Below are 15,612 nucleotides of genomic sequence, written 5' to 3'. Positions count from 1 at the left end.
CGGCCCCCGGAATCAAGGAGATTCACGGGGGCCGCCGAACGGTGCGTACTAGCTCCAGCTGGCGTGCAGCGGCTTGCCCTCGGCGTAACCGGCGGCGGACTGGATGCCGACGACGGCCTTCTCCTCGAACTCGGCGAGCGAGGAGGCACCGGCGTAGGTGCACGAGGAGCGGACGCCCGCGATGATCGAGTCGATCAGGTCCTCGACGCCCGGACGGGCCGGGTCGAGGAACATGCGCGAGGTGGAGATGCCCTCCTCGAACAGCGCCTTGCGGGCGCGGTCGTAGGCGGACTCGTCGCTGGTGCGGTTCCTGACGGCGCGGGCCGAGGCCATGCCGAAGGACTCCTTGTAGAGGTGGCCTTCGGCGGACGTGTGGAGGTCGCCCGGGGACTCGTAGGTGCCCGCGAACCAGGAGCCGATCATGACGTTGGAGGCACCGGCGGCGAGCGCCATGGCCACGTCGCGCGGGTGGCGAACGCCACCGTCGGCCCAGACGTGCTTGCCGAACTTCTTGGCCTCGGCGGCGCACTCCAGGACAGCGGAGAACTGCGGGCGGCCGACGCCGGTCATCATGCGGGTGGTGCACATGGCGCCGGGGCCCACACCGACCTTGATGATGTCCGCGCCGGCCTCGATGAGGTCGCGCACGCCCTCGGCGGCGACGATGTTGCCCGCGACGATCGGGACCTGCGGGTCGAGGCCGCGGACGGCCTTGATCGCGGCGATCATCGACTCCTGGTGGCCGTGCGCGGTGTCCACGACGATCGTGTCCGCGCCGGCGTCCAGGAGCTGCTTGGCCTTGCCGGCCACGTCGCCGTTGATGCCGACGGCGGCGGCGATGCGCAGCTTGCCGTTGGCGTCGGTGGCCGGGGTGTAGAGCGTCGCGCGCAGGGCGCCCTTGCGGGTCAGGATGCCGGCCAGGCGGCCGTCCCGGTCCACGGCGGGGGCGTAGCGGCGGTTGGCGCCGTCCAGCTTGTTGAAGGCCTCGCGCGGGTCGATGTCCGCGTCGAGCAGGAGCAGGTCCTTGGACATGACCTCGGACAGCTGGGTGAAGCGGTCCACGCCCGTCAGGTCGGCGTCGGTGACGACACCGACCGGCTTCTGGTCGGCGTCGACGACCACACCGGCGTTGTGCGCCCGCTTCGGCAGCAGGGCCAGCGCGTCGGCGACCGTCTGCGTCGGGGCGAGCACGATCGGGGTGTCGAGGACGTGGTGGCGGGTCTTGACCCAGGTGATGACGTCGGTGACGACCTCGATCGGGATGTCCTGGGGAATCACGACGATGCCGCCGCGACGGGCCACGGTCTCGGCCATGCGGCGGCCGGCGATCGCGGTCATGTTGGCGACGACGAGCGGGATGGTGGTGCCCGTGCCGTCGGGGGAGGCGAGGTCGACGCCCTGGCGGGAGCCCACCGCGGAGCGGCTCGGCACCATGAACACATCGTCGTACGTCAGGTCGTACGGCGGCTTGATGTCGTTGAGGAAACGCACGTGCTGAACATCCCAGTCGATCGAGGTGGCCCCAGGCATTTCAGCCAGGGGAAAAGCACGTAGTTCATTGTCCCATGTTCGTACGATTGCGCCGCCCCGGCCGAACGTCCAGGACCGGAACCCCGGCCCTAGTGCGATCCTCCGAGCGCGAGCAGAACGCACAGCTCGGGGCCGGTGGCGGCGTCCATGACCTCGCGGGCGATCGCCCACTCCTCGGGCCGCGTCTCGGCGTACCCCTGCCAGCCGGTGACGACCAGGAGCAGACCGCGCCCGTCGCCGGGGCGGGCCGGGAGGTCGCCGAGCGAGTCGGCGAGCGCGTCCCAGTTGCGGCCGAACCAGTCCGGCAGGTTCAGGGCGCGGACGAAGCGGTCCATGAGGGCGGCCTTGCCGGTGACCCCGGCGAGGTCGAGCACCTGGGTGGCCCAGCCCTCGGCGCGGGCACCGGCGAGCAGCCCGCCGAACGGGTCGGCCGTCATCGCAGCACCGCCTTGAACGTCTTGTAGTGGTCGTCGGTGTAGTAGGTCTCGCCACCCTGGCCGGTGACGAGGCGGCGGGCGCCGCGGTCACGGGAGTTGGGGGTGTCGACGGTGTACTCGTGGTAGTAGCCGCGCTTCTCCTGCGGCAGGGCCTTCTCGAAGTTGCCGAACACCACGCCGTCCTTGCTGTACGGGAACGGGCCGCCCTTGTCGATGAGCTGGAGGGTCCGCTGCGCCTCGGGCGGCAGCTGGGCGGCCGGGACGGTGGCCCTGCCCTTGGCCCAGGCGGGCGTGGAGGCGGGTGCGGAAGCGGGCGCGGAGGCGGTCGTGGAGGGCTTGGTACCCGCCGGTTTCGCGCTGTCCTTGCCGCCGCAGCCGACGAGCAGCACGGCGAGGCACGCCAGCACGGAGGCGAGGGCGACCCGGGCAAACCTGTTGATCATGCCCCGATGCTGCCATCGAACGGCGGCCCGAGCGAATGCGTCGGTGAATGTTTTCGGGCAACGATGGATCCATGCTGCTCGCCGACGTGGCCAGGACCTCGGCCGAGATCGCCGCCACCGCGTCGCGCTCGGAGAAGTCCGCGCTGCTCGCCCGGCTCTTCGGGGCCACCGAACCCGACGAGGCGCCGCTGGTGGTGACGTACCTCGCGGGGCGGCTGCCGCAGCGGCGCACCGGGCTCGGCTGGAACACCCTCAAGGACCGCCCGCCGCCCGCGGATTCGCCCCGGCTGACGGTCCGGGAGGTGGACGCGGCCCTGGACCGGATCTCGGCACTGGCCGGAAAGGGCGCGCAGAGCGAGCGCCGACGCCTCGCCGGGGAGCTGATGGCGGCGGCCACCGAGCAGGAGCAGGCCTTCCTCTTCGCGCTGATCACCGGCGAGGTGCGGCAGGGCGCGCTGGACGCGGCGGCCGCGGAGGGTCTCGCGGCGGCGGCCGGGGCGCCCGCGGACGAGGTGCGGCGGGCGGTGATGCTGGGCGGCTCGCTCGGCACGGTCGCCCGCGCGCTGCTCGCCCAGGGCCCGGCGGCCCTCGCCGCGTTCCGTCTGGACGTGGGCCGCCCCGTACTGCCGATGCTCGCGCAGAGCGCGAAGGACGTGGCCGAGGCGCTCGACCGGCTCGGCCCGTGCGCGGTCGAGGAGAAGCTCGACGGCATCCGCGCCCAGGTCCACAAGGACGGGGACGCGGTACGGGTCTTCACCCGCACCCTGGACGACATCACCGACCGGCTGCCCGAAGTGGTGGCCGCGGCAAGGGAGTTGATGGCCGAGCGGGCGGTGCTCGACGGGGAGGTGATCGCGCTGGACGCGGCCGGGCGGCCCCGCTCGTTCCAGGACATCGCCTCGCGCGTCGGCTCCCGGCTCGACGTCGCGGGCGCCCGGGACCGGCTGCCGCTCCTCCCCGTCTTCTTCGACCTCTTGTCGATGGACGGCCGGGACCTGCTCGATCTGCCCGTACGGGAGCGTCATGCGGAGCTCGCCCGCATCGCGCCCGAGCCCCGGCGGGTCCGGCGCGTGGTGGTGGAGGATCCGGCCGATCCCGAACTCCGGCGCGCGGCCGAGGAGTTCAACGCCGCCACCCTGGAGCGCGGGCACGAGGGGGTGGTCCTCAAGGCGCTGGACTCGACGTACGCGGCGGGGCGGCGCGGTGCCTCCTGGCTGAAGGTCAAACCCGTACGCACGCTGGACCTGGTGGTCCTCGCGGCCGAGTGGGGGCACGGCCGGCGCACCGGCACGCTCTCCAATCTGCACCTGGGGGCGCGCCGCCCCGACGGCACCTTCGCCATGCTCGGCAAGACGTTCAAGGGCCTGACGGACGCCGTGCTGGCCTGGCAGACCGAACGGCTGCGGGAGTTGGCGGTCGCCGAGGAGCCCTGGGGGGTGCGGGTGCGGCCGGAACTCGTCGTCGAGGTGGCCTTCGACGGCGTACAGAGATCATCGCGCTACCCGGAAGGGGTGACACTGCGCTTCGCGCGGGTAGTGCGCTATCGCGAGGACAAGAGGGCCTCGGATGCGGACACGGTCGCGACGGTGGTCGGTCCCCCAGGTTCTCGGCTTCGCGCGGACAGGGGGGACCCCCATCGCGACGGAAGGGACTGAACCGGTGGAGCAGGGTCACAGCACGGGACGGCAGGAGCAGGCGCAGCAGCGGGCGGGGGCGGCCAGGATCGAGGCCGCCCAGCTGACCGCCGAAGGGGTCCGGGCGGTCGCGCTGACCTGGGTGGATGTGGCGGGCCTCACCCGCGTCAAGGTGGTGCCGACCGCCCGGCTGCCGCACGTCGCGGCCCATGGCGTGGGCATGTCGCCGGTCTTCGACGTGTACCTGGTGGACGACTCGGTCACCAGCAGCCCGCACATCGGCGGCCCCGACGGCGATCTGCGGCTCGTCCCCGACCTGGACCGGCTCACCGTGCTCGCCGCCCAGCCCGGGTGGGCGTGGGCGCCGGCCGACCGCTTCGAACAGTCGGGGCAGCCGTACACCGCCTGCCAGCGGCAGTTCGCCCGCCGGATGGCGGAGCGCGCCGCCGGGCGCGGCATCGAGCTGCGGATGGGCTTCGAGACCGAGTGGATCGTGGACCCGCCGCTGGCGGGCCCCGCGTACGGGATGGCGCGGGTGGTCGAGCGCTCGCAGTACGTCGCCGATGTGCTCGGCGCCCTCGGGGCGCAGGGCGTCGAGGTGCTCCAGATCCACCCGGAGTACACGCCCGGCCAGTTCGAGGTCTCGGTCGCCCCGGCCGACCCGGTGGGCGCGGCGGACCTCGCGGTGCTGGTCCGCGAGACGATCCGGGCGGTGTCGCTCCAGCACGGCCTCACCGCCTGGTTCGGGCCGGTGGTCGATCCCGACGGCGTGGGCAACGGCGGCCATCTCCACCTCAGCCTCTGGCGGGACGGCCGCAATCTGTGCCGGGGCGGCGAGGGGCCCTTCGGGATGAGCGCGGCCAGCGAGGCCTTCCTCGCCGGGGTCCTGGACGCGCTGCCCGCGCTGCTCGCCATCGGCGCCCCCTCCCCCGCGAGCTACCTCCGCCTCGCGCCGTCGCGCTGGGCCGGTGCCTTCCAGTGCTGGGGCCTGGAGAACCGGGAGGCGGCGCTGCGCTTCATCGCCGGGCCGCCCGGCGCCGAGGACGCCGCGAACGCCGAGGTCAAGTGCTTCGACCCGGCCGCCAATCCCTACCTCGTGACCGGCGCGGTGATCGCCGCCGGGCTCGCCGGACTCGACGCGGGCCTGCGCCTGCCCGACCCGGTGTCGGGCGATCCCGTCCACTCCCACGGCCAGCGGCGGCTGCCCGCCTCGCTGCCGGAGGCGCTCGGCCACTTCACCGAATCGGCGGTGCTGCGCGAGGCGCTCGGTGATCCGCTCTTCGAGGCGATCACCGCGGTGCGCCAGGCCGAGACGAAGCTCTTCGACGGCCGTACGCCGCGGGAGATCGCCGAGGCCACCCGCGGGAGGTACTGAGTGCCGCCGCTGGTGGACCACCACTGTCACGGCGTGCTGCGCTCGGATCCCGACGACGCGGACTTCGCGTCGTTCCTGACCGAGTCGGACGCCCCGGCCGCGCCCGGCACCAGCTTCTTCGACACCCAGCTCGGCTTCGCGGTGCGCCGCTGGTGCCCGCCGCTGCTCGGCCTGGAACCGCACTGCCCGCCGGAGCGGTACCTCGCCCGCCGCCGCGAACTGGGCGCCCGGGAGGCCAACCGGCTGCTCCTGAGCGCCAGTGGCATCACCACGTTCCTGGTGGACACCGGGCTGCCGGGCGATCTGACGAGCCCGGCGGAGCTCGCCGAGCTGAGCGGGGGAACGGCGCGCGAGATCGTCCGCCTGGAACACCTCGCGGAGCGCACCGCCTCGGGGGTGAAGGATCCGGACGAGTTCGTGGCGGCCCTCGCCGATGCCGTGGGCGCCGCAGCCCGCACGGCGGCGGGCTTCAAGACGGTCGCCGGATACCGTCACGGCCTGGATCTCGCCCCCGAGCCGCCGGGCCCCGCCGAGCTCCGCGCGGCCACCGCCGGCTGGCTGGCGGCCGGGGCGGGCCGGCTCGCGGCACCCGTGCTGCTGCGCCATCTGCTGTGGTCGGCGGCGACGACGGGGCTGCCTCTCCAGTTCCACACCGGGTTCGGCGACCCCGACCTGCGGCTGCACCACTGCGATCCGCTGCTGCTCACCGATTTCATCCGGGCCGTGCGTCCGACGGGCTGCCGTCTGGTTCTGCTGCACGGTTACCCGTACCACCGCGGCGCGGGCTATCTGGCGCAGGTGTATCCGCATGTGTACGCCGATATGGGCCTCTCGCTCTCGTACACGGGGGCACGCTCCGAGGCGGTGCTCGCCGAGTTCCTCGAACTGACCCCGTTCGGCAAGCTGCTCTTCTCGACGGACGCGTACGGCCTCGCCGAGCTGTACGTGGTGGGTGCCCGCCTCTTCCAGGACGCCCTGGACAGGCTCCTCAACGGGTGGACGGCGTCGGGGAGTTGGTCGGCGCGGGACGCGCAGCGGGTGGCGGGGCTGGTGTCGGCGGGGAACGCGGAGCGTGTGTACTGACCCCGCGTCCCCAGGGCCCCCGGGGGTCTCAGACTCCGTCCGGGTCCGCGCGGTCGAGCGCGGGCCGGGGCTGGGGGCCCGTCTCGTTCAGGAGGAAGTCCGCCGCGGCCGTGTCCGTGACCAGGCTCGTCACGAGCCCGGACCGCAGCACCGCGTCGATGGCGGCCGCCTTGCGCTGGCCGCCCGCGATCGCCACGACCTCCGGGATCCGGCGCAGCCGGTCCGCCTCGACGGTGATGCAGCGCTCGCCCAGGTCGCGCCCGACCCGGCGCCCCTGCGCGTCGAAGAGGTGGGCGGACATCTCGGCGGCGACCCCGAGCGAGGCGTAGTGCGCCCGCTCCTCGTCGGTCAGCATGTCGTGGACGGTGGAGATGCCGGGCTCCCAGGAGCCGATGGACACCGCGGCGACGGTCACCTTGTCGAAGTACTCGAAGGCGCGGGCGATCCCGGTCTGGTTGCGCAGCGCGGCGGCCGTGGCCGGGTCGGGCAGCAGCATCGGGGCGTAGATGGGGTGGGCCTCGCCGCCGGAGACCTGGGCGGCCCGGCGGACGGCCTCGACGGAGCCGCGCTCGGCGGTGCCCGCGTCGTAGACGCCGGTCAGCTGGACGACGGTGCAGGGCGGCAGCCGGTCGAGGGCGGCGGCCATGTGGATGGTGGAGCGGCCCCAGGCGAGGCCGAGCACATCGCCCTCGCTGACGAGCTCGCCGAGCAGGTCGGCGGCGACCTCGCCGAGGTTCTCCGGGTCGGGCGAGGTCTCCTCGCCCTCGGCCGGGGACTCGACGACCACCGCGTGCCGCAGTCCGTACCGGGCCCGCAGCGCGTCGGAGCGCTCCGCGTCCAGTTCGGCGGGGACGCGGATCTCGATCCGTACGAGATCACGTTCCAGAGCGGTCTCCAGGACCCGGGCCACCTTGAAGCGGCTCACGCCGAACTCCTCGGCGATCTGGATCTTGGACTTCCCCTCCAGGTAGAAGCGGCGGGCCATGGCCGCCGCCTGCACCAGCTCCGCGGGTCCCATCCGCAGGGCTGACCGACCCGCCGACATTGCAGACACCGCGATCTCCTCACTGCTGTTCACAACTGCTGTTCACACACCGGACTCGCTGTTCATCCTGTCAGATCCAACGGTCCTTGATCAGCCCCGCAGGCTCCCGTTCACCGAGCCGTGGCTCAGTGTGCGCATGCCCAGGGTGCTCCCGCCGTCGCCAGTTCGGCCATGGAGCGCAGTGTGCGCACCGCCTCGGCCGGGTCGTGCGCCCCGTACACGGCCGAACCGGCCACGAACACATCGGCGCCCGCCTCGGCGCACCGCTCGATCGTGGAGGCCGAGACGCCGCCGTCGACCTGCAGCCAGAGTTCAAGTCCGTGTTTGCTGATCAGCTCCCGGGTCCGGCGGATCTTCGGCAGCATGATGTCGAGGAAGGACTGGCCGCCGAAGCCCGGCTCCACCGTCATGATCAGCAGCATGTCGAGCTCGGGGAGCAGGTCCTCGTACGGCTCGATCGGCGTGGCGGGCTTCAGGGCCATCGACGCGCGGGCGCCCTTGGCCCGGATCTCCCGGGCCAGCCGTACCGGGGCCGCCGCCGCCTCCACGTGGAAGGTGACCGATCCGGCCCCCGCCTCCACGTACTGCGGGGCCCAGCGGTCCGGGTCCTCGACCATCAGATGGCAGTCCAGCGGCGTGTCCGTCGCCCTGCTGAGGGATTCCACGACCGGTACGCCGAGCGTGAGGTTCGGCACGAAGTGGTTGTCCATCACATCGACGTGCAGCCAGTCGGCGCCTTTGACGGCCTGGGCCTCGTCGGCCAGCCTGGCGAAGTCCGCGGAGAGGATGCTGGGGTTGATCTGAGCCATGCCCCAAGCCTGCCATGCCCTGGGCAACTTGCCTGCCACGGTGCCGGGCGAACCCGTCCGGCATCCGCGCGCGGACAGCTGCCGAGCCCGGATTCACCGTGCGGGCGGCAGGCCGAGTTCGCGATCGCGACCGGCGCCGAGGAGGAGCGCCCGGGACCGGCGCCGTCCCCAACTCCCGCTCGGCGCCCCGGTGTTGGGTGCGGACCGGGGCGCCCGCCTGGGCGCCCCGCTCCCCACCGAGGGACTCAGGCCGTGCGCCTCAGCAGCGCGAGATACATCGCGTCCGTGCCGTGCAGATGGGGCCACAGCTGGACGTCGGGGCCCTCGCCCAGGCCCGCGACCGACGGCATCAGGGGGCGCACGTCGATCCAGTCGGCCTCGACCGGCTGGGCTCCGCCGCGGCCCTTCAGGACGTCCTCGACCACGATCCGCGTCTCGGCCAGGTGCGGTGAACACGTCGCGTACCCGACGACTCCGCCGACCCGCACCGCCGACAGCGCCTCGCGCAGCAGCGACCGCTGGAGCGGGGCGAAGCCCTCCAGGTCCTCCGGGCGGCGGCGCCAGCGGGCCTCCGGGCGACGGCGCAGCGCGCCGAGTCCGGAGCAGGGCACGTCGACCAGCACGCGGTCGAAGGACCCCGGCAGCCACGGCGGGCGCGTGCCGTCGGCCGCGATGACCTGGTACGGGCCCGGATTGCCGGCCAGCGCGCGCTCGACCAGGCGGGCCCGGTGCGGCTGCTTCTCGGAGGCGAGCAGCGCGGCGCCGCGCCCGGCGGCGAGCGCGGCGAGCAGCGCGGCCTTGCCGCCGGGGCCCGCGCAGCCGTCGAGCCAGCGCTCGTCGCGGCCCTCGATGGGCGCGTTCGCCAGAGCGGTGGCGACCAGCTGGCTGCCCTCGTCCTGAACGCCCGCCCGGCCGTCCCGTACGGCGTCGAGCGCTCCGGGTTCGCCGCCCTCGGCCATCCGCACGGCGTACGGCGACCAGCGGCCGGGCAGGCCGCCGTCCTCGCCCAGCGCTTCGAGGAGTTCGTCGGTGGTGGAGCGCCCGGGGCGGGCGACCAGGGTCACCTCCGGGCGCTCGTTGTCGGCCTCCAGGAGGTCCTCGATGCCGGCCCGGCCGCCGCCGAGGGCGTCCCAGAGCGCGGAGACGACCCAGCGCGGATGCGAGTGGACGACGGCGAGGTGGTCCTCGGCGTCCTCCTCGTAGGAGGGCGCCACCTTCTCCAGCCAGCCGTCGAGGTCGTCCGCCGAGATCTTCCGCAGGACGGCGTTGACGAACTTGGCGCGCCCGTCACCGAGCACCACCCGGGCCAGCTCGACGCTCGCCGAGACCGCGGCGTGCGTGGGGATCCGCGTCCCGAGCAGCTGGTGCGCGCCCAGCGCGAGCACGTCGAGCACCGGCGGGTCGACCTCGCGCAGCGGCCGGTCGATGCAGGCCGCGATGATCGCGTCGTACGTGCCCTGACGGCGCAGCGTCCCGTAGACGAGCTCGGTGGCGAGCGCCGCGTCCCGGGCGTCGAAGTTGCCGCCGTCGCGCGCCTTGCGCAGCAGCGGGGGCAGGACGAGGTTGGCGTAGGCGTCGCGCTCGTCGACCGCCCGCAGCGCCTCGAAGGCCAGGATGCGGACCGGGTCCTTCTTGGGGCGGCGGTAGGGCTTGCCGCCCTTGCCCGGGTTGTTGTTCGGGCTGCGAGGTGGCGAATCGTTCACGTGAAAGGTGCTCCGCGGATCAGATGGGGCGAACCCTCTCAGCGTACGTCCGCCGCCCCGAGCCGCTCACCCGGGGCGATCCGGACCCCGCGCGCCCAGTCCGCGCCGCGCATCGGCTTCTTGCCCTGGGGCTGGACCCAGAGCAGTTCCACGGCGTGCGAGCCGGTGCCGACGTACACGTTGTTCTTGGCGACGGAGAGCTCGCCGGGCGCGAGGTCGGCGCGGTCGGCGACGAGCGCGGCCTGGATGAGCTTGAGGCGCTCGCCGCGGAAGACACTCCAGGCGCCGGGCGCGGGCGTGCAGCCGCGCACCACCCGGTCGACCCGCAGCGCGGGGGCCGACCAGTCGATCAGCGCGTTCTCGACAGTGATCTTCGGGGCGAGCGAGATCCCCTCGGCGGGCTGCGGAACGGCCTTCAGGGAGCCGTCCTCGATGCCGTCCATGGTCGCGGCGAGCAGCCCGGCGCCCGCGAACGCGAGCCGGGTGAGCAGGTCGCCGCTGGTGTCCGTGGGCCTGACCTCCTCGGTGACCGTGCCGTAGACAGGACCCGAGTCGAGCCCCTGCTCGATCAGGAAGGTGGCGGCGCCGGTGATTTCGTCGCCCGCCATGACCGCGTGCTGCACGGGCGCGGCCCCGCGCCAGGCGGGCAGCAGCGAGAAGTGCAGGTTGACCCAGCCGTGCGCCGGGATGTCGAGGGCGACCTTGGGCAGCAGGGCCCCGTACGCGACGACCGGGCAGCAGTCCGGCGCGATCTCGCGCAGCCGGGCCAGGAACTGCTCGTCGCGCGGCTTCACGGGCTTGAGCACCTCGATGCCGGCCTCCTCGGCGCGCTCGGCGACGGGGCTGGCCACCAGGCGGCGGCCGCGTCCGGCGGGTGCGTCGGGCCGGGTGATCACCGCGGCGACCTCGTGCCGCCCGGAGGCGATCAGGGCGTCCAGGGCGGGTACGGCGACCTCGGGGGTGCCTGCGAAGACGAGCTTCACTGGGGGTTACCTCGCTTTGTCGAGAGCGGCGTCCCAGTCTATGGGCCCGTGGGAGGCGGGCGTACGCGCAGGTGCCGGGTGCCGCACGGAAGGGGCGTACGGGCACTTGTGCGCCCTGTGCATATGCCCGTACGCCCCCGGAGCGTGACCACAACAGCGGGTAGCGCGTTGGTCAAGAGAGATTGACCGAACCGGGCCGCTTGTGCGGCCCGCGCCTTTTCAGCACCCGCACGACCGTCAACGCAGTACCAGCACCACGCAGTCCCGACGTCAACGCAGTACCAGCACCACCCAGCAACAACACCGTCTTCACCATCCCTTTCATCGCCGGTTCGAGAGGCTTGTTCATGGCCGACCACGCAACCCACGACGCCCAAGCGCGGGCCAGCCTGCACCTGTTGGTGCGGGACATCGAGCGGGTCCGCCGGCAGGTGGACGCACTGCGCACCCTCACCGCGCAGTTGGGCAACGTCTACCGCCCGCGCCGCTCCGGCCCCTCCACGGGCTTCGTCGTGTACGGGCGCGCCCCGGCCCCGACCGTACGGCTCGCCCAGGAACTGCGGGACAGCGTCGAGACGCTGGTCACCGCGGCCGTGGACTTCGACCGCTCCCTCGGCTTCTCCTGGGACGCGGTGGGCTCGGCGCTCGGCGTCACCAAGCAGGCGGTGCACCGCCGTTACGGATCCCGCCGGGCCGGCGCCCAGAGTGCGGGCCAGGCCGACGCCGAGCGTCCGGCCGAGACCGCGGTGACCCGCACACTGCCGCCGCTGCCGCCCATGCCCGCGGTGCCCGCCGCCCGTTCGATGCCGCCGCAGCCGACGGCGAGCAGCCAGTCCCTGCGCGAGGAGGTCCGCACCAGCGCCTTCCCCGGCCCCCGCAACGGCTGACCACGCGCACGCCGCCGCCTTTCGTGCCCTCGCGTCCGGACGTTCCGCGGGGGCACACCCATGTCCCGGGCCTCAGCCGATGTCGGGCGGGTCGATCCTGATCCGCACCGGGTCGCCGCCGCCGCGGGCCAGCCGCCCGGCCTGGGCGGCCTTGAGCGCGGCGGCCAGCGCGGCCCCGCTGCCCGGCGGCACCCGCACCAGGGCCCGCTCCCACTGCTGCCCGACCGGTGGATCGCCGGGCCTGCGGGCCCGGCGAGGGTCGGCGACGGGCAGCGGAACCGGCCCCAACACCTGGGCGTCGGGCGGCAGTTGGGCCGATCGCAGGAAGGCCTCGACCGCCTCGGGGCCTCCGATGACCTCGGCCATCCGGGAGACCGGGGGGAAGCCGAGCTCGGCCCGCTCGGCCAGTTCGCGCAGGGCGTGCCCGACCGGGTCCCAGCGGACCAGGGCCTGCACGGGCCGCAGCGTCGGCTCGGCGACGACGACCACGGTTCCGCCCTCGTCCTGCCCGCGCACCAGCGAGGCGGCGCCGATCCAGCGCCGCAGCGCCTCCTCGCCGGCCCTCAGGTCGGGCCGGGTGAGCATCGCCCAGCCGTCGAGGAGCAGCGCCGCCGCGTAGCCGCCCTCGGCGACGGGCTCGGCGCCGGGGGTGGAGACGACGAGCGCGGGCTGTCCGGGCACGCTGTCCAGGACGTGGTCGCGCCCCGAGGTCCGCACGGGCACCGCGGGGAACGCCCGCCCGAGCTCCTCGGCCGTCCGGCGGGCGCCGACCACCTGGGCCCGCAGCCGGTTCGACCCGCACTCCGCGCAGTGCCACTCGTTCTCCGCCGTCCCGCACCAGGCGCAGCGCAGCTCGCGCTCGTCCGGTGCCTCCAGCGGGCCCGCACAGTGTCCGCACCGGGCAGGCGTACGGCAGCGGGCGCAGGCGAGCCGCGGCGCGTAGCCCCGTCTGGGGACCTGCACGAGGACGGGGCCGCTCTTGAGCCCCTCGCGGACGGCCTGCCAGGCCAGGCTCGGAAGCCGGGCCGCCCGCGCCGCCTCGTCGCGCGCCAACTCCCCGTCCCCGACGGTGCGTACGAGCGGCGCGGCGGCCCGCGCCACCGTCCGGTCGGCGACCAGCGGCGCGGCCCAGCCGCTCTGCACGAGCTGGGCGGCCTCGACCGTGCAGCTCGTACTGCCAAGCAGGAAGGCGCACTTGTCGTGCGTCGCACGCAGTTCGAGCACCTCCCGCACATGCGGGAACGGCGCGTTGTCGTCGCTGTGGCTGGAGTCCCCGTCCTCCCACACCACGACGAGCCCGAGGTCCTTCACTGGTGCGAACATCGCCGCGCGGGTGCCGACCACCGCCCGCACCGCGCCGCGCCGCACCGCGAGCCACTGCCGGTAGCGCCGCTCCGGGCCCAGCTCCGCGGTGAGCAGCGCATGCCGGCCCTCGCCGAGGAGCGAGGCCAGCGCCGCGTCCACCCGGCCCGCGCTGCGCCCGTCCGGTACGACGACGAGGGCGCCCCGCCCGGAGGCGAGCGTCGCCGCGACCGCCCGCGCGATCTCCTCGGCCCAGTGCGGTCCGGGCAGCGCGGTCCATACCGCCCGGGGTGCTCCGCCGCTGCCCAACGCCCTTAGGAACGCGGGCCCTTGCTGATATCTCTCCCAGGTCCCGGCATCCGGCTCGGCCGGTGGCGCGGGCGGCGCGGGCGAGGGCTTGGCCTCGGCCCTGGCGTTCCTGGGCGGGACGGCGAGCTGGAGCACATCGGCGAGGCTGCCCGCGTACCGGTCCGCGACGGCGCGGGCCAGGGACAGCATCTCCGCGCTGAGCACCCGCTCCGGTGAGACGACGCCGGCGAGCGCGGCCAGCGGACCGGAGTAGTCCGAATCGGCCCGCCGCTCGACGAGGAACCCGTCGATCAGCCCGCCGCCCTCCCGGCGCCCCTCCCGCACGTTGCGCGACCCGGCCCCGAAGCGCACCCGCACCCGCACGCCGGGCTGCGCGTCGGCGTCCAGCTCCTCGGGCACGGCGTAGTCGAAGTACTGATCAAGATGCAGCACCCCCTTGTTCACCACGACCCGCGCGACCGGCAGTTCCTTGGCCAGCGCCGCCCCCCGCCAGGTCCGCGGCTTGGCCTTGGGCACCTTGGCCCTGCGCACACTCTCCCGAATGAGCGCAAGCTGCTCCGGCACCCCACCCGGCCGTTCGTTCTCGCTGCTCACAGCCAAATTCCTACCAGACCCGACTGACAACGGCGCCGGGCGGACAGTCCTGGGCACACGAGGGCCCCGGACCGAATCGCGGTCCGGGGCCCTCGTGGCGTGCTGTTTTCGGTTACAGGCCCGCGGCCCTGCGCAGGGCGTCCACGCGGTCCGTGCGCTCCCAGGTGAAGTCGGGGAGCTCGCGGCCGAAGTGGCCGTAGGCGGCGGTCTGCGCGTAGATCGGGCGCAGCAGGTCGAGGTCGCGGATGATCGCGGCCGGGCGGAGGTCGAAGACCTCGGTGATCGCGGTCTCGATCTTCTCGTTGTCGACCGTGTTGGTGCCGAAGGTCTCCACGAACAGGCCGACCGGCTCGGCCTTGCCGATCGCGTACGCGACCTGGACCTCGCAGCGCGCGGCGAGGCCCGCGGCCACCACGTTCTTGGCGACCCAGCGCATCGCGTACGCGGCCGAGCGGTCCACCTTCGACGGGTCCTTGCCCGAGAACGCGCCGCCGCCGTGGCGGGCCATGCCGCCGTACGTGTCGATGATGATCTTGCGGCCGGTGAGGCCGGCGTCGCCCATCGGGCCGCCGATCTCGAAGCGGCCGGTCGGGTTCACCAGGAGGCGGTAGCCGTCCGTGTCCAGCTTGATGCCGTCGTCGACGAGCTGCTTGATGACGTGCTCGACCACGAACTCGCGGATGTCGGGGGCGAGCAGCGACTCCAGGTCGATGTCGCTCGCGTGCTGCGTGGAGACGACGACCGTGTCGAGGCGGACGGCCTTGTCGCCGTCGTACTCGATGGTGACCTGGGTCTTGCCGTCGGGGCGCAGGTAAGGAATGGTGCCGTTCTTGCGGACCTCGGTGAGGCGGCGCGAGAGCCGGTGCGCGATGTGGATCGGCAGCGGCATCAGCTCGGGGGTCTCGTCGGTGGCGTACCCGAACATCAGGCCCTGGTCGCCGGCGCCCTGCTTGTCCAGCTCGTCCTCATCGCCTTCGACCCGCTTCTCGTACGCGGTGTCGACGCCCTGCGCGATGTCCGGGGACTGCGCTCCGATGGACACCGAGACGCCGCAGGAGGCGCCGTCGAAGCCCTTCTTCGACGAGTCGTAGCCGATTTCGAGGATCTTGTCGCGGACGAGCTGCGCGATGGGCGCGTAGGCCTTGGTGGTGACCTCGCCGGCCACGTGCACGAGGCCCGTGGTGATGAGGGTCTCCACGGCGACGCGGGAGGTCGGGTCCTCGCGCAGGAGCGCGTCGAGGATCGTGTCGCTGATCTGGTCAGCGATCTTGTCGGGGTGACCCTCGGTCACGGACTCCGAGGTGAAGAGACGACGGGACACAACGCTCCCTGGGGTTGCAGCGGCTGCTGGCTGATCATGGTAGGTCGCGCCGGGAGCTGCGCCCGGCTGCGTTCCGAGACCAGTTTATCGGTCGGTTCTGCTCGTTGGACCACGTGTCTCGATCCGTGGAGTCCGGAGATCTCCGGAAGTGGTCGTA

The 15,612-nt window shown here is 73.5% G+C and carries 14 protein-coding genes; 4 read left to right on the top strand and 10 right to left on the bottom strand.

All coding sequences use genetic code 11. From position 1 onward, the window contains the following. Positions 1–48: 48 nt before the first annotated feature. From ACIQ8J_RS23605 to ACIQ8J_RS23595, 3 genes are all read right to left on the bottom strand, one after another. Positions 49–1,530 (bottom strand): GuaB1 family IMP dehydrogenase-related protein, encoded by a 1,482-nt coding sequence (locus ACIQ8J_RS23605; RefSeq protein ID WP_403266356.1) that lies wholly within the window; start codon positions 1,528–1,530, stop codon positions 49–51. Positions 1,531–1,619: 89 nt separating this feature from the next. Continuing rightward, a complete protein-coding gene (locus tag ACIQ8J_RS23600) occupies positions 1,620–1,967 on the bottom strand; it encodes a barstar family protein (protein ID WP_403266353.1) in 348 nt (115 codons plus the stop codon). After that, positions 1,964–2,410 carry a ribonuclease domain-containing protein gene (locus ACIQ8J_RS23595; protein ID WP_403266351.1) on the bottom strand — a complete coding sequence of 149 codons (447 nt, stop codon included), beginning with the start codon at positions 2,408–2,410 and terminating at the stop codon, positions 1,964–1,966. The genes ACIQ8J_RS23600 and ACIQ8J_RS23595 overlap by 4 nt, the downstream gene beginning before the upstream one ends. A 71-nt stretch (positions 2,411–2,481) precedes the next feature. Between ACIQ8J_RS23595 and ACIQ8J_RS23590 the strand changes: the two genes are divergently transcribed. From ACIQ8J_RS23590 to ACIQ8J_RS23580, 3 genes are read left to right on the top strand one after another with little or no spacing between them, the layout of a single operon-like run. Then, complete coding sequence (locus ACIQ8J_RS23590) at positions 2,482–4,065, top strand: ATP-dependent DNA ligase (RefSeq protein WP_403266348.1); 1,584 nt, start codon at positions 2,482–2,484, stop codon at positions 4,063–4,065. Positions 4,066–4,069: 4 nt separating this feature from the next. Further along, entirely contained in the window at positions 4,070–5,419 is a 1,350-nt protein-coding gene (locus tag ACIQ8J_RS23585) for a glutamine synthetase family protein (protein WP_403266346.1), read from the top strand. Next, a complete protein-coding gene (locus tag ACIQ8J_RS23580; protein WP_403266343.1) occupies positions 5,420–6,502 on the top strand; it encodes an amidohydrolase family protein in 1,083 nt (360 codons plus the stop codon). It begins immediately after the preceding gene. A gap of 28 nt (positions 6,503–6,530) precedes the next feature. On the opposite strand, the gene ACIQ8J_RS23575 is transcribed toward ACIQ8J_RS23580, so the two are convergent. From ACIQ8J_RS23575 to ACIQ8J_RS23555, 5 genes are all read right to left on the bottom strand, one after another. Next, positions 6,531–7,580 (bottom strand): sugar-binding transcriptional regulator, encoded by a 1,050-nt coding sequence (locus ACIQ8J_RS23575; RefSeq protein WP_403266341.1) that lies wholly within the window; start codon positions 7,578–7,580, stop codon positions 6,531–6,533. Positions 7,581–7,672: 92 nt separating this feature from the next. Further along, positions 7,673–8,356, bottom strand: a complete 684-nt coding sequence (gene rpe / locus ACIQ8J_RS23570) for a ribulose-phosphate 3-epimerase (protein ID WP_403266338.1) — start codon at positions 8,354–8,356, stop codon at positions 7,673–7,675. 245 nt (positions 8,357–8,601) lie between these two features. Next, on the bottom strand, positions 8,602–10,059 hold the full coding sequence (locus tag ACIQ8J_RS23565; RefSeq protein WP_403266336.1) for an RsmB/NOP family class I SAM-dependent RNA methyltransferase: 1,458 nt from the start codon (positions 10,057–10,059) through the stop codon (positions 8,602–8,604). A 38-nt stretch (positions 10,060–10,097) separates the two neighbouring features. Next, on the bottom strand, positions 10,098–11,042 hold the full coding sequence (gene fmt / locus ACIQ8J_RS23560) for a methionyl-tRNA formyltransferase (RefSeq protein WP_403266334.1): 945 nt from the start codon (positions 11,040–11,042) through the stop codon (positions 10,098–10,100). Between the two features lie 172 nt (positions 11,043–11,214). Next, positions 11,215–11,391, bottom strand: a complete 177-nt coding sequence (locus ACIQ8J_RS23555) for a hypothetical protein (protein WP_403266331.1) — start codon at positions 11,389–11,391, stop codon at positions 11,215–11,217. Between ACIQ8J_RS23555 and ACIQ8J_RS23550 the strand changes: the two genes are divergently transcribed. Continuing rightward, entirely contained in the window at positions 11,390–11,929 is a 540-nt protein-coding gene (locus ACIQ8J_RS23550; protein ID WP_403266328.1) for a hypothetical protein, read from the top strand. The genes ACIQ8J_RS23555 and ACIQ8J_RS23550 overlap by 2 nt on opposite strands. 72 nt (positions 11,930–12,001) lie before the next feature. Here ACIQ8J_RS23550 and ACIQ8J_RS23545 read toward each other — a convergent pair whose 3' ends face one another. Together ACIQ8J_RS23545 and metK are read right to left on the bottom strand one after the other, a co-directional pair. Beyond that, on the bottom strand, positions 12,002–14,134 hold the full coding sequence (locus ACIQ8J_RS23545; protein WP_403607938.1) for a primosomal protein N': 2,133 nt from the start codon (positions 14,132–14,134) through the stop codon (positions 12,002–12,004). Positions 14,135–14,246: 112 nt separating this feature from the next. Beyond that, on the bottom strand, positions 14,247–15,455 hold the full coding sequence (gene metK / locus ACIQ8J_RS23540; protein WP_403266324.1) for a methionine adenosyltransferase: 1,209 nt from the start codon (positions 15,453–15,455) through the stop codon (positions 14,247–14,249). Positions 15,456–15,612 lie beyond the last annotated feature (157 nt).

Source organism: Streptomyces sp. NPDC094147, assembly GCF_044764265.1.
GTDB lineage: Bacteria > Actinomycetota > Actinomycetes > Streptomycetales > Streptomycetaceae > Streptomyces.
Note: the sequence above shows the minus strand (reverse complement) of the source record. Positions and strands in the feature narration are given on the sequence as shown.

Excerpts from the sequence above, each read along its gene's own strand:
- ACIQ8J_RS23605 (WP_403266356.1), bottom strand. The coding sequence starts at position 1,530 with ATGCCTGGGGCCACCTCGATCGACTGGGATGTTCAGCACGTGCGTTTC.
- ACIQ8J_RS23590 (WP_403266348.1), top strand. The coding sequence starts at position 2,482 with ATGCTGCTCGCCGACGTGGCCAGGACCTCGGCCGAGATCGCCGCCACC.
- ACIQ8J_RS23595 (WP_403266351.1), bottom strand. The coding sequence starts at position 2,410 with ATGATCAACAGGTTTGCCCGGGTCGCCCTCGCCTCCGTGCTGGCGTGC.
- rpe (WP_403266338.1), bottom strand. The coding sequence starts at position 8,356 with ATGGCTCAGATCAACCCCAGCATCCTCTCCGCGGACTTCGCCAGGCTG.
- ACIQ8J_RS23550 (WP_403266328.1), top strand. The coding sequence starts at position 11,390 with ATGGCCGACCACGCAACCCACGACGCCCAAGCGCGGGCCAGCCTGCAC.
- ACIQ8J_RS23555 (WP_403266331.1), bottom strand. The coding sequence starts at position 11,391 with ATGAACAAGCCTCTCGAACCGGCGATGAAAGGGATGGTGAAGACGGTG.
- ACIQ8J_RS23600 (WP_403266353.1), bottom strand. The coding sequence starts at position 1,967 with ATGACGGCCGACCCGTTCGGCGGGCTGCTCGCCGGTGCCCGCGCCGAG.